Annotated in this window: 18 protein-coding genes; 13 read left to right on the forward strand and 5 right to left on the reverse strand. The window is 68.8% G+C overall.

Annotated features, from left to right (window positions below):
* Positions 1-151 precede the first annotated feature (151 nt).
* From KY572_RS31485 to KY572_RS31500, 4 genes are all read left to right on the forward strand, one after another.
* The gene (locus KY572_RS31485) at positions 152-1,603 is read left to right on the forward strand and encodes an ELWxxDGT repeat protein (protein ID WP_224247330.1); all 1,452 of its coding nucleotides are present in this window, start codon (positions 152-154) and stop codon (positions 1,601-1,603) included.
* Positions 1,604-1,758: 155 nt separating this feature from the next.
* On the forward strand, positions 1,759-2,409 hold the full coding sequence (locus tag KY572_RS31490; protein WP_224247331.1) for an archaemetzincin: 651 nt from the start codon (positions 1,759-1,761) through the stop codon (positions 2,407-2,409).
* A gap of 41 nt (positions 2,410-2,450) precedes the next feature.
* On the forward strand, positions 2,451-3,566 hold the full coding sequence (locus KY572_RS31495; protein ID WP_224247332.1) for an esterase/lipase family protein: 1,116 nt from the start codon (positions 2,451-2,453) through the stop codon (positions 3,564-3,566).
* Between the two features lie 94 nt (positions 3,567-3,660).
* On the forward strand, positions 3,661-4,749 hold the full coding sequence (locus KY572_RS31500) for a hypothetical protein (protein WP_224247333.1): 1,089 nt from the start codon (positions 3,661-3,663) through the stop codon (positions 4,747-4,749).
* A 115-nt stretch (positions 4,750-4,864) separates the two neighbouring features.
* On the opposite strand, the gene KY572_RS31505 is transcribed toward KY572_RS31500, so the two are convergent.
* On the reverse strand, positions 4,865-6,076 hold the full coding sequence (locus tag KY572_RS31505; protein ID WP_224247334.1) for a GntR family transcriptional regulator: 1,212 nt from the start codon (positions 6,074-6,076) through the stop codon (positions 4,865-4,867).
* A gap of 354 nt (positions 6,077-6,430) precedes the next feature.
* Between KY572_RS31505 and KY572_RS31510 the strand changes: the two genes are divergently transcribed.
* The 4 genes from KY572_RS31510 (at position 6,431) to KY572_RS31525 (ending at position 12,790) form a co-directional block, all read left to right on the forward strand.
* Complete coding sequence (locus KY572_RS31510; protein ID WP_224247335.1) at positions 6,431-9,811, forward strand: tetratricopeptide repeat protein; 3,381 nt, start codon at positions 6,431-6,433, stop codon at positions 9,809-9,811.
* A gap of 165 nt (positions 9,812-9,976) precedes the next feature.
* Complete coding sequence (locus KY572_RS31515; RefSeq protein WP_224247336.1) at positions 9,977-10,432, forward strand: hypothetical protein; 456 nt, start codon at positions 9,977-9,979, stop codon at positions 10,430-10,432.
* A 30-nt stretch (positions 10,433-10,462) separates the two neighbouring features.
* Entirely contained in the window at positions 10,463-11,551 is a 1,089-nt protein-coding gene (locus KY572_RS31520) for a serine hydrolase (protein ID WP_224247337.1), read from the forward strand.
* A 102-nt stretch (positions 11,552-11,653) separates the two neighbouring features.
* Entirely contained in the window at positions 11,654-12,790 is a 1,137-nt protein-coding gene (locus KY572_RS31525) for a hypothetical protein (RefSeq protein WP_224247338.1), read from the forward strand.
* A gap of 103 nt (positions 12,791-12,893) precedes the next feature.
* Here the strand turns inward: KY572_RS31525 and KY572_RS31530 are convergent, their stop codons facing one another.
* The gene (locus tag KY572_RS31530; protein ID WP_224247339.1) at positions 12,894-13,286 is read right to left on the reverse strand and encodes a RidA family protein; all 393 of its coding nucleotides are present in this window, start codon (positions 13,284-13,286) and stop codon (positions 12,894-12,896) included.
* Positions 13,287-13,404: 118 nt separating this feature from the next.
* On the opposite strand from KY572_RS31530, the gene KY572_RS31535 reads away from it, so the two are divergent.
* Both KY572_RS31535 and KY572_RS31540 read left to right on the forward strand, forming a co-directional pair.
* Complete coding sequence (locus tag KY572_RS31535) at positions 13,405-15,030, forward strand: peptide chain release factor 3 (RefSeq protein ID WP_224247340.1); 1,626 nt, start codon at positions 13,405-13,407, stop codon at positions 15,028-15,030.
* 162 nt (positions 15,031-15,192) lie between these two features.
* Positions 15,193-16,173, forward strand: coding sequence for a serine/threonine protein kinase (locus KY572_RS31540; protein WP_224247341.1), 981 nt, complete (start codon positions 15,193-15,195; stop codon positions 16,171-16,173).
* 18 nt (positions 16,174-16,191) lie between these two features.
* On the opposite strand, the gene KY572_RS31545 is transcribed toward KY572_RS31540, so the two are convergent.
* Positions 16,192-16,734: a hypothetical protein gene (locus tag KY572_RS31545; protein ID WP_224247342.1), complete on the reverse strand. Its 543-nt coding sequence runs from the start codon at positions 16,732-16,734 to the stop codon at positions 16,192-16,194.
* 55 nt (positions 16,735-16,789) lie between these two features.
* On the opposite strand from KY572_RS31545, the gene KY572_RS31550 reads away from it, so the two are divergent.
* Positions 16,790-18,292: a carboxypeptidase M32 gene (locus KY572_RS31550; RefSeq protein ID WP_224247343.1), complete on the forward strand. Its 1,503-nt coding sequence runs from the start codon at positions 16,790-16,792 to the stop codon at positions 18,290-18,292.
* A 17-nt stretch (positions 18,293-18,309) separates the two neighbouring features.
* On the opposite strand, the gene KY572_RS31555 is transcribed toward KY572_RS31550, so the two are convergent.
* Together KY572_RS31555 and KY572_RS31560 are read right to left on the reverse strand one after the other, a co-directional pair.
* Positions 18,310-18,663 (reverse strand): hypothetical protein, encoded by a 354-nt coding sequence (locus KY572_RS31555; RefSeq protein WP_224247344.1) that lies wholly within the window; start codon positions 18,661-18,663, stop codon positions 18,310-18,312.
* A gap of 313 nt (positions 18,664-18,976) precedes the next feature.
* Positions 18,977-20,155 carry a ribonuclease D gene (locus tag KY572_RS31560; RefSeq protein WP_224247345.1) on the reverse strand — a complete coding sequence of 393 codons (1,179 nt, stop codon included), beginning with the start codon at positions 20,153-20,155 and terminating at the stop codon, positions 18,977-18,979.
* 78 nt (positions 20,156-20,233) lie between these two features.
* Between KY572_RS31560 and ttcA the strand changes: the two genes are divergently transcribed.
* Positions 20,234-21,076: a tRNA 2-thiocytidine(32) synthetase TtcA gene (ttcA, locus tag KY572_RS31565; protein WP_224247346.1), complete on the forward strand. Its 843-nt coding sequence runs from the start codon at positions 20,234-20,236 to the stop codon at positions 21,074-21,076.
* Positions 21,055-21,885, forward strand: a complete 831-nt coding sequence (locus tag KY572_RS31570) for a TerB family tellurite resistance protein (RefSeq protein ID WP_224247347.1) — start codon at positions 21,055-21,057, stop codon at positions 21,883-21,885. The genes ttcA and KY572_RS31570 overlap by 22 nt, the downstream gene beginning before the upstream one ends.

The following is a 21,885-nucleotide window of genomic DNA, read 5'->3' on the forward strand; positions in this document are numbered from 1 at the left end:
CGCCTCCCTCTGCATGCACTGGGCAAAGCCTTGCGCCGTTCTCATCCTCTTTCCCACCAATCCGCAGGAGGTAGGGATGAGAGGGTGGCGTGTGTTGGGTTTGGTCTGTTCCTTGGCCTGGGGGTGCGGAGGGTCGCCTTCCGCGGAAGGCTTGCAGGAGGACGAGCGCTCGGCGCTCGGCGCCTCGGTCGAGTCCCAGGTCGAGGAGCCTGTCGAGAGCGGAGGGCATCCGAAGCTGGGGACCGCGCGCATGGTGAAGGATCTCTTTCCTCCCATCAGCGGCCCGCCGTGGTGGGGGCCCTACCCAGAGAGCCTCGTGGAGTTTCGGGGCCGGCTCTTCTTCGCCGCCAACTTCGAGGACGGTCGCGGCGAGCTGTGGCGGAGCGATGGCTCCCGCGCGGGCACGGTGCCAGTGCGCAGCTTCCGTCCGCCTCCGGGGACCACCTTCTCCAGTCCGCTGGGGGAGCTGACGCCGCTGGGCTCGCGCCTGTTCTTCGTGGCGAGCGACCCGGCCCATGGCCGCGAGCTGTGGGTGAGTGACGGCAGCGCCGGTGGCACCCAGCTGGTGAAGGACATCGTCACGGGGGTGGGCGATTCGTCGCCCTACAACCTGCAGGCCGTGGGAAATTTCCTGATCTTCTTTCGCTACATAGGGGAAACCCCCACCTCTCCTGCTCGCACCGAGTTGTGGAGGAGTGATGGCACGGCCTCCGGCACGGTGCGTGTTCAGGCTCTGGGGAGCGACACCTATCTGTCGTACGTGCAAACCGTCGTGGGCGACACGCTCTTCTTCGTCCTCACGGATCCGGACCATGGGACCGAGCTGTGGAAGACCGATGGCACTCCCTCCGGAACGATGCTCGTCAAGGACATCGCGCCGGGCCCCGACAGCTCTTATCCGTTCGGCCTGCAGGCTCTGGGCCGATATGTCTATTTCACCGCCACGGAGGCCACCTCCGGCCGCGAGCTGTGGAGGAGCGATGGCACTCCCGAGGGCACCACGCTCGTGGCGGACATGCGGCCGGGCGAGGACAGCTACTTCATCCAGGTGCTCGAGACCGCCGACGACCGGCTGTACTTCACGATGGCGGACCCGTTGGATGGCTCGACGCTGCTGTACCGGCTGAGGAATGGCTCCGAGGGGCCTCGCATCCGGTTCGTCGCCACCCTGCCCAATCCCTCGGATGTTCTGGACTCGTCGACCTTCGTCACCACCTCCGTCGGCGCGGATGGGAGGCTCTTCCTCGCGCTCGCCGTCCATGGCTCCGGCCCGGCCCCGCTCGACGTCCAACTCTGGGTGACCGATGGGACGAACTCCGGGACGAGGATGCTGCACCACCCGCTGAGCCTGTCCGACGAGTTCGGCTCCACGCTCTTCGCCCTGGATGATCGCATCCTCTTCAGCGGCGGCAGTGCCACGACTGGGCTGGAACTCTGGGTGAGCAACGGGAGGAGGCGTGGCACGCGTCTGCTGCGGGATCTCGCGCCCGGAGGCGCCTCCTCGTATCCGCAGCGCTTCACCCGTGTGGGCTCCTCTGTTTTCTTCGTCGCCAACGACGGCGTCCACGGCAACGAGCTCTGGGTCCTGCCGCTCCGGCCTTGACCCGCTCCGCGCGTACGGACGGGCCCGAGCGTGCCGGGAAGGACAGGGCATGCCCTGGAAATCATTGAGCTGAGGGCTGGGTGGGAAACCACCCAGCACAACTTTTTCTCAACCTGCGCGATAAGGCTGACCGAGAAATCAAGCCCGGGGCCCTCGTGTCCAATCGCTTCCCCTTCGTCCTCCTGCGCCTGCTTTTGTGGGGCGTGCTGCTGAGCGCGCCGCTTGCCTCCGCGCAGGAGGTGTCCCAGCGCGTCGTGGCCATCGTCCCGCTAGGTCCGGTGAAGCAGGTGTACCTGGAGCGCGTGGCCCAGGAGATCCAGTCTCGTCTGAACGTCCAGGTGCGCATCGAGCCTCAGCGCGAGCTTCCCCAGGAGGCGTTCTACAAGCCGCGCAAGCGCTGGCGCGCCGAGAAGCTCCTGGAGGCTCTGGACGCCAAGCCGCCCGCTGGGGCCTGGAGGGTGGTGGGCGTGACGGAGGCGGAGATCTCCACCACCAAGGAAGACATCGTCGACTGGGGCATCGCGGGCCTGGCCAGCATGGGCGGGCCCAGCTGCGTGCTCTCCTCCTTCATCTATCAGAAGCACAGCAAGAGCCAGGAGGTGCTGCTGCGCCGCCTGGGCGATCTGACCGTTCACGAGTTCGGCCACACGCTGGGCTTCGATCACTGCGAGCAGAAGGGCTGCGTCATGTCGGACGCCAAGGGCAAGGCCATCAAGTCCGCCGACGAGAGCTCCGGCCAGTACTGCGCGCATTGCCTGAAGCTGCTCTCACCCGAGGAGCGGGCCATGCTCAAGTCGCAACCCTAGGGCACCGCGTCCTCATCCCCCACGCATCACAAGGAGTCCGTATGAGAAACACCTCCACCCTGCTCCTGGCCTCGCTGGCCGTGAGCGCCCTGGGCCTGGCGACGCCGGCGCTCGCGGGCGCGCAGAGGACCACCTATCCCGTCGTGTTCGCGCACGGGATGGCCGGCTTCGACGACATCCTCGGGTACGACTACTGGGGCGACGACTACGGCACATTCGTCGGCGACGCCTGTGACGAGCTGCTTGAGGTCTACTGCAACGGGGACCTGGACAGTCAGCAGAAGGCCTATGTCGCCCAGGTGCCGGCGTTCCAGAGCTCGGAGGTCCGCGGGCTGGACCTGGCCAACGACGTCGAGGGCTTCATGGCCACCGCTGGCGCCCAGTACGTGAACCTGGTGGGGCACTCGCAGGGTGGCATCGACATCCGCAAGGCCGCGCGGGTGCTCTACGAGCGCCGGGGTCGCACGGTGGTCAAGGTGCTGATCAGCGTCTCCTCGCCGCACCGTGGCTCGCCCGTGGCCCAGTACATCCTCAAGCTCGGCCCCGGCGTCACCAGCGTCGTCGACGCGCTGGCCCGCTACTACGGGGACACCATCTACCAGTCGGGCAATGACGGCGTCGCGGGGGCCAAGCAGCTCGTGTACGACGACTTTGATCCCAACGATGGGAAGACCACGGGCATGAAGGCCTTCAACATCGCCTACCCGGTCAGCTCCACCTATGCCGCGCGCTATGCCTCGCTCATCACCGCGCAGCACGGCGGCAACGTGAACCCCGCCCTCTACCTGCTCAAGGAGTTCTTCTTCGACATCGACGGCGACGGCTACTGCCTGGATGACTGCGACAAGGACGGGGCCGGCGGCAAGGGCGACGGCTACCGGGACGAGGACGACGACGACGGCCTGGTGGGCGTCAACTCGCAGCAGATGGGCTACAGGCTGAAGTACACCGACAACGCCTTCACCTTCGACAGCATCGCCAACGACGCGAACGTGGCCAGCGTCACCAGCCTGAACGCCCCCACCTCCGCGCAGATGACCTCCAGCTCCAGCGTCATCATCCAGGACCACCTGGACGTGGTGGGCGTGGGCCCCGACACCTTCGATGAGCCGGAGTTCTACGCGGCCATCCTCCACTACATCGCCCTCAACGACTGACCGCGGCACCCGGGGGCGTCCGGAGGGCCCGCGCAGGTGGGCTTCCCGGGCGCCCTCGCCACGTCGCCTCGGGTATGGCAAGGATGAGGCTGACATGAGCACGCGGACCAAGATGATGCTGGGCGGCTCGGCGGTGGCCCTTGTGGCCCTGCTCGTGGGGCTGTTCTTCTTTCGTCAGGCTCCCGCCCCCGAGGGCGCCCGGCCTTCCACTCCGGCCCGTGTGAGCACGAGCCCTGGCGCGGCGCAGCCGTCAGCACCGGCTCCGGCCACGGGCGCTGCTCCCGTCTCGGCGGACGCGCCCGCCCCCTCCATCCCCCCGCTCCTGGCGAATCCGGAGGCGGATCTCGATCAGCTCGCCACGTACCTGCGGGAGCGCTTCGGCGCGAAGCTGAAGGAGCCCTACGTCCAGATCAAGATGCTGGAAGACCTCATGCGGTACTTCCAGAAGCGGAACCCGGATCGCTGGCAGGAGGAGCTGCTCGCGTTCCTCAAGAAGGCGTTCCCGGAGATGTACGAGGAGCTGGCGGCTACGCTCCGCAACCGCGTGGACTACGAGAAGTGGGTGCGGGACAACGACGCCTACCTGCGCGGGCTGAGCGACAAGGAGCGCCGCGCCGCCATGTGGGACGCCCGCAACCGGCTCTTCGGCAAGGAGACGGCGGAGCGCATCTGGGCCTCCGAGCTGAAGAACCAGGCGGTGGCTGACACGCTGGCCGCGCTCGACGCGAAGCAGGACGCCAACCTCACGCAGAAGCTGTCCACATACAAGCAGCGCCTCCAGGAGATCCATGGTGAGCAGACCGAGGTGTACCTGGAGCGCCACCGCCAGGAGACGATGAACCGCTTCCTGGACCTACCGTCCGTCCAGCAGGAGCTGACGGCGATGCAGCCCCAGGAGCGCTCGCAGAGCCTGCGCACCATCCGCAAGGAGATGGGGATGGACGAGGAGGCGCTGAAGCGCTGGGACACGCTGGACCAGACGCGGGACGCGCGCTGGGACGCGGGGGCCCGGTACATGGCGGAGCGGGAGGCGCTGGCGAAGCAACTCTCCGGCGCCGAGCTGGAGGCGAAGCTCCAGGAGGTGCGCGCGCGCTACTTCGGCAGCGAGGCCGACATCATTGCCCAGGAAGAAGCGAGCGGGTTCTTCCGCTTCGAGCGTCCGCGCCAGTGGGGACGCAACTGAATGCTCGGTATCTGCTTCCTATACCCCTTCAGGGAAGTTGGGTGAGGGAGTGGGAAGCGAAGTCAAGCGCCAGGAGCCTCGAGCCCGAGGCGCCCACCTGAGCGCTGGCGAGCGTTCACTCCTCTAGCGTGTCGCCGGGACCAGCGACGCAGGCCTCCCCCACGTCCACCGGCAGAGTGGCCTGGTTCTCGGTGGGGACAGTCTGCCCTGCCACGACCGTTGAAGCTTCCGGGCACGGGGTAGGTGGGTCTCCGGCGTTTGCTGCCGGTGCTTCCAAGAAAGAAGGATGCGGCCAGGCAAGCATCAGGGTGGGCGGATAACAGGGCCTGTCAGGAGCATCCATTCTGGAGGAACGCGGGGCGGGTGGGCCCGCCGTGGGGCAGGGGCCGCAAGAATCTCCCTGCAACTCGCCAGCGGAGAGCGGGGCGGGTGGGGCCACGAGAGCGTTCCGGCTCGAAGTGGCACGCACATTGGCGCCCCCCTCGTCGTGGTCCTGGCCCCTCCCTGTCGGCCCGATTGGTTGCGAACTGGTATGACAAGCAGACCAGTTGCTGGCGTTTTCGCCCGACACGGGCACCTCCCCGGCAGGTGGCTGGGACGCGGGGGCGGTGGGCGCATTGCGCACCGGAGCCAGGCGGTCGAGCAGCGGCTCGTCGGCGGCCTTCAGCAGCGCCGGCAGCTGTTGGCGAAGGGCCTGAGCGTCACGGTCGGCCAGGGCGTTGAACACGAACTGGGCCCACTGCTGGAGGGCCGCGGGTTGCAGCGCGGGGAGCAGAGCGTCCGCCAAGCCTCGGAAGGCCTTCTCCAACGACATCAGGAGCAACATGTGGCCGGGACGGTCCGCGCCTTGGGCCGCCAGCCTCAGCAGGTCGAACTCTCGCTCCACCCACCGGATGCGCTTCTCCTGCCAACGGGCCTCATCTCTCAACGCGAAGCTGGCATTGAGTAGCAGCTCCACATCGGGCTGGCTGGCGTGCTCGCAGCAGGCGGCCAGCAAATCCACTGACACCTCGCGCTTGAGGGCGAAGTACCCCTCCAGCAGCCGCCGGCGGTCCATGTCTTTACGGCCTTCGGGCAGCAGCAGCTTCAGGCTCTCGAGCGACAGCGCTTCGCCCAGGGGCACCGTGCGGCTCTGTCGCCCGGGGTGTTGAACGATGAGTCCTCTGGCCGCCAGCCCCTGGAGGGCACCTCGGATGGTGGTGCGCGACACGCCATGGCGTTGGGCCAGCATCCTTTCGGAAGGGAGTCTGCCTTTGGGCCACTGCCCCAGGGCAATCGTTTGCTCCAGCTGCTCCGCCACTCTCGACACGAGCCCCTTGTGTTCCATCCCCGCCACCCTCCTCGTTGCACGCCTCCTCCATCCAAGCAGAGGCCTCTGACAACGGATGTGGCAGCGGGAAGCGCGTGTGCCCGTAAGGGGTACGCCGCGAGGTATGGGCACGGGACGGTGTCACGAGCTGCTTCGGCACGGAGGCTGATGGTCGCTCGGCCCTGTCGCGCGTCACCTCCATCCTTCGTCGTAGCCCGCGGACATCCTGCTTCAGTTGCTCCACCTGGGAGGCCAGCCCCGCTGAAGATGCCGACGAAGGGCGTGCGTCCCGCAAGGGACCTCCCCAGTCCTGGACCCACCCGGATCGTGGCGTGCACGCTTCGCGCTCAGGCTGTGAGTGCCGGAGGAGCCATGGACGCGCTGCTGAGCGACAAGGAGCTGGTGAGTCGTCGTGAGGATGGGGACGTGCAGCCCCTGGCGGAGCGGCTGGCCCAGGCGCTCGCCCGGCTGGGATGTGGCGACACGCTTCCTTCCGAGCTCGACAAGGCGCGGGTGCGCCTCGAGGAGGCGGTGCACCGGCTCAGCGGTGCGACCGAGCCCTCCCAGAAGGAGCAGCTCGCCCTGGCCCTCAACACCCTCGCGCTGCTGCTCTGGGCCCACGTGCGCGCCGACGTGGCAAGGCCGCACTACGAAGAGGTGGTGCGCCGGTATGGCGAGGAGGACGTGCTCCCGCTGAAGGAACAGGTGGCCCGGGCGCTCATCTCGCTGGGCTGCATCCACCGGGACCAGGACCGTATGCCGCAAGCCCGGGAGTGCTTCGACGACGTGGTGCGTCGGTATGGCGAGGCCCGTGACGGTGGCGTGCTTGAGCAGGTGATGCAGGGCCACCTCTATTCGGCGTGGCTGCACTGGGAGGAGAAGCGCCTCGAGGTATCGCGGAAGTGCTTCGAGGAGGTGGTGCGTCGGTATGACGGCTCGACGGAGATTCACGTGCGGCGGTCCGTGGCCATGGCCCTCCTCAGCCAATGGGCGCTGCTGCGGAGCCAGGGACGCCTCGAGGAAGCGCGGGCGTGCCATGCCGAGGCGATGCGCCGGTTGGAGGAGGAACCCGAGCCGTCCCGTGCCGAGCTGCAGCTCCGGGCCCTCTTCTCCATGACGGAGAACCTCGTGAGCTTCGAGCTCTTCGAGGAGGCCCGGCTCTGCTTCGAGGAGGGCATTCGCCGGTTCGACGCGGCGCCCGTGGAAGGCCTGAAGGAGAGGAAGGCGCAAGCCCTTCTCGCGATGGTGGGAGCGCTCCGGATGAAGGGCGACCGCCAGGACGCGCTGGTCCTGGCCGAGAAGGCGGTGCGGGAGCTCGACGCGGAGCCCCGAGCGTATTCCGCCCCCCTGGCGTCCAAGCTCCGGCTCTCCCTGGGCGATGTGCTCCTGGAGCAGGAGCGGTATGAGGACGCTCGGGCGCGCTTCGAGGCGATGGCGCGTCAGCCGGGCACTCCTTCCGACCTGGCGTCGAGGCTCGTGACAGCCCAGGCCATGGTGGGCCAGGTTCAGGCGCTCATGTTCCTGAAGCGCTGGGAGGAGGCGAGGGCGTGCCTGGATGAGATGGTGCGTCGGTATGGCGATGCTCCCGAGTGGCGGCTGAAGGCCCAGGTGGGCAATGCCTTCTTGAGGATGGGAGATCTGTTCCACGAGCAGGCACGTCCCGAGGAGGAGAAGGCGCTCTTGGAGGAAGGGCTCCGACGGTTCGACGGTGAGTCCGAGCTGGGGTTGCGAAACGGCGTGATCCTCTTGCTCCTCCGCCTGGGAAGTCTGCACATGGATCAACAGCGCTTCCAGGAAGCCGAGGCGTCCTACGAGGAGGCGGTGCGTCGGTGTACCGCGTCGCCCGAGCCGCGCCAGAAGGAGCTGCTGGTCCGTGTCCTGGAAGGGCTGAGGACGCTGTACGCCATCCAGAATGATGAAGCGAAGGCGCGGGCCCGCGACGAGAGGGTGGTGCGCGAGTACGGGGACGCGCCGGAGCTTCCGCTGAAGCTGCACGTGGTCGAGGCCCTGAACAGTCAGGTGTACGAGCTCGAGCGGGAGAATCGCCCCGAGGAGGCGAGGGCGCGCCTGGAGGAGGTGGTGCGCCGCTACGGCCAGGAGGAGGTCCTTCCCCTCAAGGCGAAGGTGGCCGAGGCCCTCCGCGACCTGGCTGGGAAGCTCAGGATGGCGGGCCGGTGGGGGGAGGCCCAGGCCCGCTATGAGGAGATGGTGCGCCGGTATGGCGAGGCACCCGAGGTGTCCCTGCGTGAGCGTGCCGGCGAGGCCTTGCGTGAGCTGGCAAGCGCGTTCGCCGAGCAGGAGCGGTACGAGGAGGAGCGAGCCTCCTTCGAGGAGGTGGTGCGCCGGTATGGCGAGGCGCCCGAGCCCGCTGTTCGGCTCCAGGCCATCGAGGCCCTCTCCGAGCATTGGTACTCGCTGGTGAGCCGGCAGCGCTTCGAGGAGGCGCAGGCCCGCTACGAGGAGGTGGTGCGCCGGTATGGCGAGGCGAGCGAGCCCATCGTTCAGGAGAAGGTGGCGGGCGCTCTCATCCTCATGGGGAACCGGATCGAGTTCCGAGCTCGACCGGAGGAGGCTCGGCGCTGCTACGAGGAGGTGGTTCGCCGGTACGGCGGGGCACTCGAGTCCCTGCCCCAGGCTCGGGTCGCGGAAGGGCTCACCTGCCTGGCGAGTCTGGCGCGGGAGCAGGGGCGCCTCGATGAGGCTCGCGTGTGCTTCCAGGCGGTGGTGCTCCGGCATCGAGAGTCGTCCGAGCCGGAGCTCATGAGAAAGGCGGCCTCGGCGCTCATGTCCTTGGGAATCCTTCTCACCAGCCAGAAGAAGTACGAAGAGGCACAGGCGCATTACGACGAGGTCGTGCGCCGCTATGGCGAGTCGGAGGATGACTCACTCCAAGAGGAGGTGGCCTGGGCCCGGCTCAATGTGGGCGCGCTGTTCGCGGAGCAGAAGCGCTTCGAGGAGGCGCGAGCGCGCTACGAGGAGCTGGTGCGCCGCCATGGCGAGACCGGTGGTCGGGAGCAGGTCGCCAAGGCCCTCTCCAACCTGGGACACCTGGCCTGGACCGAGGAGAAGCGCGAGGAGGCCCGGACCCGCTTCGAGGAGGTGGTGAGCCGCTATGCCGAGGACTACGACCCGAACATCCAGTCCGTCGCGGCCCACTGCCTGGTCCAGCTCGGCTCGCTGCTCTTTGGGATGGGGCGCGTCGAGGAGGCCCAGGCGCGAATCGAGGAGGTGCCGCGGCGGTATGACAGGCCCACCACGTACCCCTTGAACGAGAGCGTGGCCATGGCCCTCGTCTATCTGGGCTCGCTCCACAACGAGCTGGGGCAGTTCGAGCAGTCTCAGGCCCGCTATGAGGAAGTGGTGGCGTGGTTGGGGGCGGAGCCGGAAGCGCCGCTGCGCAAGGTGGTCGCCGACGCGTGGAGTGGTGCCGGCTTCGGCCTTCTCTGCGAGGCCAAGCGGTGCCTGTCGCGAGGGGCTCCCGAAGCCGCGCAGGCCATGCTGGCCCGGGCGAGTGAGAGGGTCACCGCGGCCCGGCGCTTCTTCCCCGAGGAGGCCATGTTCCTGGGCAACGCGGCCTATGTCGCTTTCCTCCAGGGGCGGAGCGAGGAGGGGCGCGTCTTGATGGCGGAGGCGGTGCGCCGCGGCGGAGAGGAACTGCGCCGCGAGGCCCTCAAGGACACCGAACGGCATCCACTCCCCGTGGACGAGGCCTGGCGAGAGATCATCCGCGGAGTGCCCGCCGTTCGGAGCTGAAGCCTCCGGCAGCGTCGAGGAACAAGGAGGCAGGCCTGGCCCCGAGTGCCTGCCTGGGTGACCGGCAAACCCGAAGTCTCCCTTGCGTGTCCGAGCCTCGACAGATTGTCGGCTCGGACCATGGCCACCACTGTTCTCGCACTGACAAGCGAGTTCGGAGACGCCATGAAAAAAGTTCTGGGAGTCATCGCAGGCGCGCTGTTGCTCGGCACGGCATGCGCGCACAGCTCGGAGAGTCGGGCCCGGACCGGGATACCGACGTCTTCTCAGGCATCGGCGGAGGCCCAGACGGGCGGCTCCGGCAAGGCGGGAACCGGAAACGGCCTCTCGTGCGAAGCCGTCGGCACTCGCGACTCCGGGGAACAGCGCTCCGAGTCTCTGGCGGGTGAGTCCTGGAGTGAGGAAGACACCGTCGACAGCTCGCTCTCCCAGGCGGGGAGCGCCGAGGACACGGCCATCGGCGGCTCGGGCTCGCAGGTCGGCGCCTCCGAGGACACCCCCGTGGACGGCTCGGCCTCCCAGAGCGACGTCTCCGAGGATACGGCCGTTGGCGGCTCGACCTCCGAGGCGGACGCCTTCGAGGACACGGGCATGGGCGGCGCCGGTGGCGGTGGAGGGTGACCCGGTAGCGGCTCCGGAGGGAATGACGAGATGGCCAGGGTCGCGGTGGCAGGTGCGCTCCTCTTCGCGGTTCTGGCCACATCCTCCGCGGTGGCCGGCGGCGAGCTTCCCGAGGCGCGGTGGACCTCCGAGGTCCACGCCCTCGTCGAGGCGGCGGCGAGAGACTTCGATGGCGAGCTCTCGCTCTATGTCCTCGATGTCGAGTCCGGTGACGCCTACGGGTACGACGCCGACACTCCCTCCTATCTCTCGTCCGCCATCAAGATCGCCGTGATGCTCGAGGTGCTGCATCAGGCGGATCAGCGCAAGCTCTCCTGGGACGAGGAGCTCGAGTTCGGGCCAGGCGACATCCGAGATGGGATGCACCGGCTCGGGAGCGCTCGAACCGGAGAGCGGTTCTCCATCGCGACACTTCTCGAGTACATGATGGGGGACAGCGACAACGCCGCCGCGGATCTCCTCATCCGGCGCGTCGGAGTGGAGAACGTGAAGGCGCGGCTCGTCGCCCGTGGAGTCCAGACCGGGCCCGTGTCGTCGCTCCTGGACGAGCGCCTGAGCATCTACGCCAAGCTGGATCCGAGGGCGCGAGACTTCTCTCCCGAGCAGATTCGAGCCCTGGGCCAGCATGACTCGCTCGGCTCTCGCGCCCGGTACCTGTCGACGCTGCTGGGGCACGCGCCCGCATGGACGGGCAGGGAGCTCGATCGCGCCTTTTCCGCCTATTACGCCGAGCAGGTGAACTCCGCCTCCATGCGGGAGATGGGACGGCTGCTCGCACAGCTGGCCCGCTGCGAAGGGCTGAGCGCGGCGAGCTGCACGCGTGCGCACGAGCTCATGCGCGGGTGTCACACGGGCCGCGGTCGCATCGCCGCCGGCATTCCCAAGACGGCGACCTGGGCGCACAAGACCGGGACACAGCACCGGCGCGCCTGTGACATGGGCCTCCTGTACCTCGAGCCCGATCGCCCGATCGTCATCGCCGCGTGCACCCGGAACTTCTGGCACGTCTCCGACGCGGAGCGGCTGTTCGCGCGCCTGGGCCGCATCATCTCGACCGCGGTAGACCCGAGTCGTACCTACCCCAGGCTCACCGCGCGCCCGGAAAATCCCGCGAAATAATTCCCCGCAACCAACCTGCTCCCCCCGGGTTCGAGAGGTCGTGAGCGCGATGCGAAGGCGCTCGAGACGCTCTCAACCCCTCGAACCTCGAAGGAGCAAGTCATGATGCGGATGGGCAAGTCGATGATTCTGGGCGCGGCGCTGGTGCTGGCCGCTTGCGGCAAGGAGTCGGTGGATGACGCCGAGTACGTGGAGGCCACGCCGGATCTGGCCGGCACCGCGCTGGAGATCAACGGCGAGGCGGCCGCCGAGGAAGGTGCCGCGCTGATCGCCGAGGGCTTCGGCGTCCACCAGGGCGCGCTCAACGGCCAGGGCCCGGAGTTCCTCGAGAACGCGCGCCTGGAGGTGAAGGCCCTCAACGGCGCGCTCAAGGAGGCCATCACCCCCATCGTGGAGCTGGTGAACAAGGGCGGCGCGGAGGCCCAGCCGGGCGACGTGCTGGTGTACGGCCCGACGGACCGCGCCAACGCGACGTTCAAGTTCACCATCAAGAAGGTGACGCAGCAGCGCTTCGTGTGGAAGCTGCAGGCGCGGCCGCTGGGCAGCACGGATGATGCGGCCTACAAGCTCGTGGCGGCGGGCGGGCTCACCAAGGGCGCTCTGGCGCACCGCGGCCGGGGCACCCTGGGCATCAACCTGGACAACCTCAAGTCCGTGTCCACGCCGGGTAGCTTCGCGGGCCAGGGCAAGCTGATGGCCTCGTTCGCGCACACGGTGGGCAATGACAAGACGCTGGCCTACCGGCTGTCCAACTTCACGCCGAACCTGGCCAACCACGAGCCCGTCACTGGCGCCTTCGTGGGCCACCGCCGCATGCCCTCCGGCGCCACGCGCGTCCGCGTCGCCGGCAGGTACAACCTGGAGAACACGGGCAGCGCGGCCAAGGAGAACGTGATCGCCGCCGTCCGCTGGATCCCCGGCCTCGGTGGCCGCGCCGACATCCTCGCCAGCGGCGGGGACATCGCCGAGGGCAAGGTGTACATCGGCAGCGCGTGCTGGGACCGCCAGGAGGTGGAGAAGTTCCGCATCCTCCGCGTGTGCAACAAGGCCGACGCCCAGACGCCCGCCCGGTGCGAGATCGTCCCCGAGTCGGTCTTCGGCTCGCGCGAGGCCTGCCCGGGCGCGGAGCTCGGCGGTGACATCAACGCGCCGTCCGCTGGCCAGGACGACATCTCCCAGGAGCCGGACGCCCCGGCCGACCCGGAGCCCGTGCCCGGCGACGTGACGGCGGAGCTGTAATCACCTCGAGACCAACCCGCCGACGACTGCCCCGTAGTCTGGCGGGGCGGAGGGGGCTGATGGGGAGACCCGTCAGCCCCTTTCGTTTTTCGTTCGCGGGCGCTCAGGGCCCCTCGCAGATGGCGTCCGCTTCGATCTCCACGAGCATCACCGGATCGATGAGGCGGCTCACCTCCACCATGGTGGTGGCGGGCCGGATGGCGCCGAAGAACTCGCCGTGCGCCCGGCCTACCTCTTCCCAGCGGGAGATGTCCGTCACGTACATGCGGGTGCGCACCACGTCCTCCAGCCGGCCGCCGAGCTTCTCCACCGCCGCCTGGATGTTGAGCAGCGCCTGCCGGGCCTGGGCATAGGCGTCCCCGGCGCCAATCACCTGGCCCTCCGCGTTGGTGGCGGTGGTGCCCGTGACATAGATGAAGGGCCCGGCGCGCACGGCGCGCGAGTAGCCCACCCGAGGCTCCCAGGGGGTCTGGGTGGAGTAGCGGGTTCGCTGCATGGCGGCTCCTTGGGGAGGGGAAAGAGGCGTCGATTCGAGCCTTTGGCCTCCGAGGGGGCAAGCACCCCGAGAGAAGGCCGCGAAAAAACATACGCCCCGTGATAGTTGGCCTCCCGATATGGCATCCGAGCTCGAGCAGGAGGTCGCCCGTCGGCGCACCTTCGCGATTATCTCCCACCCCGACGCGGGTAAGACGACCCTCACCGAGAAGCTGCTGCTCTACGGTGGAGCCATCCACCTGGCCGGCAGCGTGAAGGCCAAGCGTGCGAGGCGTCACGCCACCAGCGACTGGATGGAGCTGGAGAAGGAGCGCGGCATCTCCGTCACCTCGTCCGTGCTCCAGTTCGTCTACCGCGACCACGCGGTGAACCTGCTGGACACCCCGGGCCACCAGGACTTCTCCGAGGACACCTACCGCACGCTGGCCGCCGCCGACGCCGCGGTGATGCTCATCGACGCGGCCAAGGGCGTGGAGCCGCAGACCAAGAAGCTCTTCAAGGTCTGCCGCATGCGCGGCATCCCCATCTTCACCTTCGTCAACAAGCTGGACCGCTACGGCCGCGCGCCGCTCGACTTGATGGACGAGCTGGAGCAGGTGCTCGGCATCCGCTCCTACCCGATGAACTGGCCCATCGGCATGGGCCCGGAGTTCCGGGGCGTGTATGACCGGCGGGCCAACGTGGTCCACGTCTTCAGCGCGGAGGGCAACCACGGCGAGAAGGAGGTGACCGAGCGCTCGGTGGCCCTGGACTCGCCGGAGATCCACTCGGTGCTCAACGAGCGCGAGATGGCGCAGCTCAAGGAGGACATCGAGCTGCTGGACGTGGGCGGCGACGAGTTCACCCGCGAGAAGAGCGACGCGGGCCTGCTGACGCCCATGTTCTTCGGCTCGGCGATGACCAACTTCGGCGTGCGGCCCTTCCTGGATGCCTTCCTGGACCTGGCGCCCGCGCCCACCCCGCGGCCGACGAAGGACGGCCCGCGGCAGCCCACCGCGCCGAAGTTCGCCGGCTTCATCTTCAAGATCCAGGCGAACATGGACCCGGCGCACCGCGACCGCATCGCCTTTCTGCGCGTGGTGTCCGGCCGGTACGTGAAGGGCATGAGCGCGCACCACTCGCGGCTGGGCAAGGAGGTGCGCCTGGCCAAGCCCAGCCAGTTCCTCGCCGCCGAGCGCACCGCCATCGAGGACGCGTGGCCGGGAGACGTCATCGGCCTGTTCGACCCGGGCCAGTACCGCATCGGGGACTCGCTGTCGGAGGAGCAGGGCGTCGTCTTCGAGAGCGTGCCGCGCTTCAGCCCCGAGCACTTCGCCGTGGTGCGCAGCAAGGATCCGCTGCGCCGCAAGCAGATGGAGAAGGGGCTGGAGCAGCTCTCCGAGGAGGGCACGGTGCAGATCTTCCAGCAGCTCCAGATGGGCATGAAGGACCCCATCGTGGGCGTGGTGGGCGCGCTCCAGTTCGAGGTGCTCCAGTACCGGCTCGAGCACGAGTACGGGGCGAAGATCGCCCTGGACAAGCTGCCCTTCAGCCACGCGCGCTGGGTGCTGGGCCCCAACTTCGACCCGAAGGCCTTCGACTGGGAGGGCAACCGGCAGACGGTGCAGGACCGCGACGGCCTGCCGCTGGTGCTCTTCCGCGATGACTGGGCGCTGCAGCACGCCGAGGAGAAGCACCCGGAGCTGAAGTTCCTCAACGAGGCGCCCCAGCTCCACCAGGTGGCCCAGTTCGCCACCGGGACCTGAGACGCCCCCAGCGCCACTCACGACCTGCCAGGTAGGATGAGCCAGGGCCTGCCCTCTGATGGAGGGCGGGCCTTCGTGCGTCATTCGTGCTGGCCATGGCCAACCTGACGGGTTAGATTGCTTCCTGCCTACCTGACAGGTCAGGTGGCGGAGGCGAGCACCATGTCAACGGAGTACATGCCGCACCCGGTCGCGCTGGTCGCGGGGGAGCGAGTGGGAGAGTGCGTCATCCGCAGGAGAGTGGGGGCGGGCTCGTTCGGCGCCGTCTACCTCGTGGACTGCGAAGGGGACCCCTTCGCGATCAAGTTCGCCCTGCGCCGGCCGGAGAGCGATGACCTGAACCAGACCGGGGCCCGGCTGCGCAAGGAGATGGCGAGCCTGCTGCAGATCCGGCACCCCAACATCGTGCGCACCTACGGCTATGGGCGCTGGCCGCACCCGAAGAAGGGCTACCCCTATCTATTGATGGACTACGTGGACGGGCCGACGCTCCACGTCTGGCGAAGGCAGGTGGCGCCCACGTTCCGGCAGGTGCTCGAGCTGTTCTGCACGATGGCGCGGGTGATGGACGTGCTCGACCAGGCGCAGGTCCGGCACCGGGACGTGAAGGGGGCCAACATCCTCGTGCGCCCCAGCGATGGGCAGCCGGTGCTGGTGGACTTCGGGTCCGCGCACTACGCGGCAGGGGTCCGGCTGACGGAGGGCCCGCTGGCACCGGCCACGCCGCACTACCGCACGCCGGAGTCGCTCCGCTTCCACCGCCACAACTACCGCAACCCCGAGGCGCACTACCTCTCCCAGCTCACGGATGACCTCTACTCCCTGGGCGTGACGCTGTACGAGGCGCTGGTCGGGCGCGCGCCGTTCTCGCTGGATCTGCCTCGGGAGATCCTCAACATCGAGATCGAGCAGCGGGTGCCGCCTCCGCTGTCGAAGTTCGATGAGCGCATCCCCGCGTCCGTGAGCCAGGTGGTCCTGCGGCTGCTCTCGAAGCGGCCCGAGGACCGGCACCAGACGGGGCAGGCCCTGTACGACGACCTCCAGGCCCTGCTGAAGAGCGTTGGGGCCTTGCTGGACGAGCGGGTCCTCGTCCAGCCGGTGGACCTCGTCAGCACCGAGGACGATGAGGACGACGAGGAGTGAGCCGCGAGGCGGGGCGGCTCACTTGAAGGGCACCACGGTGCCGCCGCGGTGCGCGGAGTCCCTCAGCACCAGCCCCTCCTTGAAGAGGCGCGCGGCCTTGGGGCCGACCAGGAAGTCCTTCGGGTCGCCCTTGCGGTAGGTCTTCTTCAGGTACTCGTCGATCTCCCGGAACAGGCGCCGGAAGCGGTCCGGCGCCGCGTCCCGGCGGCCCGTCTGCGGGGTGACGTCCAGCTCCGCCCAGAGCATCCCGCTGACCAGCTCGCCCTCCTCGTTCGTCCGGCAGCGCTCGAGGAAGATGACGGGCGAGCGCACCTCGTCGATGCGCCAGGCGCCCTTGTCCGGCCCGCGCTTCACCTTGTCCACGATGGCGGCGCCGATCTCGCTCGCCACGAGGTACAGGTCCTCCTCGGGCAGCCGGGGGACGTTCTCCTCGCTGGCTCGGAAGGCCTCCCAGCCCGCAGGGACGCGCCGGGGGTACACCTCCAGCACGAAGCGCTCGAGGAAGCGGAAGAAGGCGACCTCGTCCTCGGGCGCCATGAAGAACTTCTGTACGGTGGCCATGGCGCGGCAAGGTACCACTGCACGCGCTGCCCGGGATGGCTTAGAACCAGGGCCCATGGAACGCACCTTCCCCTCGCTGCTGGCCCGGATGCAGGAACTCAAGGACCTGCAGGGCGTCATCGGCCTGGCCACCTGGGACCAGGAGACGTACATGCCCGCCAAGGCGGATGACGCGCGGGCGCACCAGCTCTCCACGCTCCAGGGGCTCCACCACGAGCGGCTGGTGGACCCGCGGCTGGGCGAGGTGCTCGCGTGGGCCGCCATGCAGCCAGACCTCGACGCGGACCAGCGCGCCATGGTGCGGGTGCTCTCCCACGAGCGGGACCGTGCCGTCCGGGTGCCCCACGCCCTGGTGAAGGCGCTGGCCGAGGCGCAGAGCCGCGCGCTGGCGGCCTGGCGGCAGGCTCGCAAGGAGAAGCGCTTCGCCCTCTTCCAGCCCGCGCTCGCGCGCATCCTGGAGCTGCGGCGCGAGCAGGCCGACGCCTATGGCCACGAGGGCGAGCGGTATGACGCGCTCCTGGAGGGCTACGAGCCCGGCATGCGCGTGGAGCGGCTCACCCCGGTGCTGACGGCGCTGCGCGACGCGCTCATCCCCATGGTGGCCGCCATCGCCGCCGCGCCTCGGAAGGTGCCGGATCTGTTCGAAGGTCGTCACTTCGATGGAGAGGCCCAGTGGCGCTTCACCCTGCGGCTGCTCGAGGCGGTGGGCTTCGATCTGGAGGCGGGCCGGCAGGACCGGAGCATCCACCCGTTCACCGGGGGCACCCACCCGCTGGACGTGCGCCTCACCACGCGCATCGACGAGTCCAACCCGCTCAACGCGCTCTTCAGCACCATCCACGAGGCGGGCCACGGGCTCTACGAGCAGGGCTTCGCCGAGGCCCACTACCGCACGCCGCTGGCGGCGGCTCCCTCCATGGGCCTGCACGAGTCCCAGTCACGCCTCTGGGAGAACGTGGTGGGCCGCGGCCGCGCCTTCTGGGAGCACTTCTACCCCTCGCTGAGGGAGACGTTCCCCCAGGCGCTCGCCGGCGTGGACCTGGACACGTTCCACACCGCGGCGAACCGCGTGAGCCCCTCGCTCATCCGCACCGAGGCGGACGAGGTGACGTACAACCTGCACATCGTCCTGCGCTACGAGCTGGAGCTGCTGCTCATCCACGATCGGCTGCCGCTGGCGGACGTGCCCGCGGCGTGGAACGAGCGCATGCGGCGCTACCTGGGCGTCACTCCGCCGGATGACACGCTGGGCGTGCTCCAGGACATCCACTGGGCCTGGGGCGAGTTCGGCTACTTCCCCACGTACGCGCTCGGCAACCTCTACTCGGCGTCGCTCTACCGCGCCGCCGAGCGGGCCCTGCCGGACCTCACCGAGCGCATCCGTCGCGGCGAGCTGCTGTCGCTGCGTGACTGGCTGCGCACGCACGTGCACCGCCAGGGCTTCCGCCTGCCCGCGGAGGAACTCATCCACCAGGTGACGGGCCGAGGCCTCACGGACGTGGACTTCCTGCAGTACCTGCGTGGCAAGTACAGCGCGCTGTACGGCACCTCGCTGTGAGGTGAAGCCTCAGCGCCTCAGGTCGCGAACAGCAGCAGCCGGCAGGCCTGCGCCAGGAACAGCGCATCCCGCGCGAGCCCCGCGCTGGCCGCGTTGGTGTCCAGCCACGCCGTGCGCGCCACCTGGCTGCCCAGCTCGAAGCAGATGCTCGCCGTGCGCCGAGCCAGCACGCTGTCCTTCTGAAGCGCGCGCGCGTTCAGCTCACACAGCTCCGCACACTGCCGGAGCAGGCGTACCGTGTCGCTATCCGCCGCGTGGCCCTCGGATACCAGCCTCGCCACGCCCGCCTCGCAGGAGGCCTGGCAGCGCAGGCTGGCATTGATGCAGTGAGTGATGTCCGACCTCGCCACGCCCGTTCTCGCACCCGTCATGCCGGCCACCTCCACAGCGGACCCAAAGCTATGCATGGCATCCCGCGTCGCAACTGGCTCCGATCGGAGCACGCCCGCATCGCCCGGGCTTCTGATCGCTGGTGGATGCTTCCGCCTGGCCACCTCGCTCACCCTCGTCCCACTCCCGGTTGAAGAGTACGCGCAGGCTCACACCGAGCCCCCTGGCCCGATCTCCGAGAAACTCCGGGAAACAGCGAATGCCCGGTGGCTGTCCCGTAGTGGCGCACCGGGGACTGTTGATGACGGACACTCCACCGGTGGTGCGTGACGGGGCGAGGCGGGCGCTCGAGCGCTAGAGCAGGCTCTGCGGCGCGGGGAACTGGGCGAGCAGGGCGAGCAGCTCCGCGCCATAGAGCCGCACCCGCTTCTCGCCGAACCAGGGGACCTTGGCCAGCTCCTCCACGTTGCGCGGCGGCACCGCGGCGAGCACGTCCATCACCGGGTTGGGCAGCACCACGGAGGGCGTCACCTTGCGCGCCGTCGCCTTCTCCGAGCGGAACGCCTTGAGCGCGTCCTCGCGCTTGCGGCGGTTCGGATCGCGGCTGCCCTCCTTCGCCTCGCGCTCGGGCTTCAGCTCGCCGCGACGGGACTGCTCCGACAGCTCCCGGACGGTGGCGAGCACCTGCTCGCCATGCTCGCGCACGAAGGCGCCGCGCACGCCCGCGGCCCGCGCCAGCTCCCGAGGGTTGGTGGGCAGCTTCACGGCGATGTCCGCGATGGCCATGTTGGAGAGCATCCGCCCCATGGGGACGTTCGCCTTCTCGGCCCACTCCAGGCGCTTGCGGTGGAGCGCGTGCGCGATGGCCGTGGCCAGCGTCAGCTGCGCCGGTGACAGCCCCGAGCGTGGCAGCTTCGGCTTGAAGTCCGCGCCCACGTCCGGGCGGACCGCGGCCTCCTCGCACATGCGCGCGCAGTCCAGCAGCACCTCCTCGAGGATGTCCGCCTTGTCGCACGCCTCGCGAACCTGCCGGCCCAGCTCGCACAGGTAGCGCACGTCGTTGGCGATGTACTCGCGCATCTCTGGCGGCAGCGGCCGCAGCGAGAAGTCCGACTGCTGGTGCTCCTTGGGCAGCTCCACGCCCAGGCGCTCCCGGGCGATGTCCGCCAGGCCCACCTTCGGCCAGCCGAGCAGCGTGGCCGCCCGGTGGGTATCGAAGAGGCCCTGCACCCGCACGCCCACCTCCGCCAGGTACTGCAAGTCCCCCTGCGCGGCGTGGAAGAACTTGGTGCGCGCCGGGTCGGCCATCAGGGGCGCGAGCAGGCCCGCCTCGACTCCGGGGACGAGCGTGTCGAAGAGGAAGACGTCCGTGTCGGTGCCCAGCTGGAGGAAGCAGAGCCGGGCCCGGAAGGCGTGCATGGCGTCGGCTTCCAGGTCCACCGCCAGCTCGCGAGCCTCCTCCAGCTTCCGGGCGGCGGCCTGGGCCCCTGCTGTGTCCACGACATCTACTGCACCCTGGGGAAAGGTCGGCATCGGGGCGGGCAGGCTAGCGGACCGGGAACTGTACGTGTGACGTGTTTTTTCCCCGGCCGTCGGTAGGATGGGCACGCCATGAGTGACATCCAACGGCTGGAGAAGAACCTGCTCGGTCACGTGGGGAGAGCCATCTCCGACTACGGCCTCATCCAGGAGGGCGACCGCATCATGGTCGGGGTGTCCGGTGGCAAGGACTCCTACACGCTCCTGTACCTGCTGCGAGAGCTCCAGCGCCGCGCCCCCGTGCGCTTCGATTTGCTGGCAGTGAATCTGGACCAGGGCCACCCCGGCTTCCCGGCGGACAAGCTGGAGGCGTACTTCCAGCGCGAGGGCTACGCCTACAAGATGCTCAAGGAGGACACCTACAGCATCGTCCTCGAGAAGACGCCGCCCGGGAAGACGCAGTGCACGGTCTGCTCGCGGCTGCGCCGGGGCATCCTCTATACGGCGGCGGTGGAGCTGGGCTGCACGAAGATTGCCCTGGGGCACCACCGGGACGATCTCATCCACACGCTGCTGCTGAACCTCTTCTTCGCCGGCTCGCTCAAGGCGATGCCGCCGGTGCTCAAGAGCGACGACGGGCGCAACACCGTCATCCGCCCGCTGTGCTACGCGCCGGAGAAGGACATCGCCCGGTTCGCCGAGCTCATGCAGTTCCCCATTATCCCCTGCGACTTGTGCGGCACGCAGGAGAACCTGCAGCGCAAGCGCATGCAGAAGCTGGTGGAGGACCTTGGCAAGGAAATTCCGAATGTGCGCCAGAGCATCCTCTCGGCGATGAGCAACGTCCGGCCCAGCCACCTGATGGATCGAAACCTCTTCGATTTTCTGTCGCCGGATGCGAAGGAAGAGGCCGCCAACCCCAACCCCCCTACCCAGGAAGGGAGCGTCAGCCCATGGCTCGAGAGCAGGCCCTGAACGCGCGCAAGCAGCGCAACGCCGCACTGGTGGAAGCCATGCTGCTGGCAGCCATGGCGGATGGCTCCGTCTCCCAGGTGGAGATCCGCGCCCTGCTGCGCCGGGTCATCGAGCGCCCGGAGTTCGAGGGCACCAAGCCCGATGAGCTCAACGCGCTGGTGGAGAGCAGCGCCCAGCGGCTGTCCCAGGCGAAGGACCTCCAGGAGATCCTCACCTCGCTGCGCTCGCGGCTGCCGGACCACAAGAACCGGATGCTGGCCTTCGGGCTGGCGGCGGCGGTGGCCTTCGCGGACCAGCGCGCCACGCGCATGGAGCTGGGCCTGTTGAAGACGATGCAGGCCGCGCTCGGCATCTCCGAGGACGAGGTGGCGCAGATCATCGACATCATCGAGCAGGGCGGCAGCCTGTCCGAGGCCCTGGGCGAGCCGCTGGAGCGGCTGTACGCCGAGGTGATGGTGCTGGTGAGCGCGGCGGACGGCCAGCTCAAGGAGGCCGAGGCGCGGGCGCTGGTGGAGAGCTTCGCGGCCGATCCGCTCTTCCACAACGTGAGCCCGGAGCGGGCCCAGGGCTTCGTGAGCGAGGCGGTGTCCGCGCTCGCCGTCGAGGGCCTGCCGCAGCGGCTGCACGTGCTGGCCCACGGGCTGGCCACGCACCCGCAGCGGCTGAAGGCCTACCGGCTGGCGACGAAGATCGCCCACGCCTCGGGCAAGGCCAGCGTCGCCGAGCAGCGCATCCTGGATCTGCTGCAGGCGACGTTCGGACTGGCGGATGACGAGGTGTCACGCCTCGATCAGGGCGCGGGAGCCTAG

Origin of the sequence: Hyalangium gracile (assembly GCF_020103725.1) — a bacterium.
Lineage (GTDB): Bacteria > Myxococcota > Myxococcia > Myxococcales > Myxococcaceae > Hyalangium > Hyalangium gracile.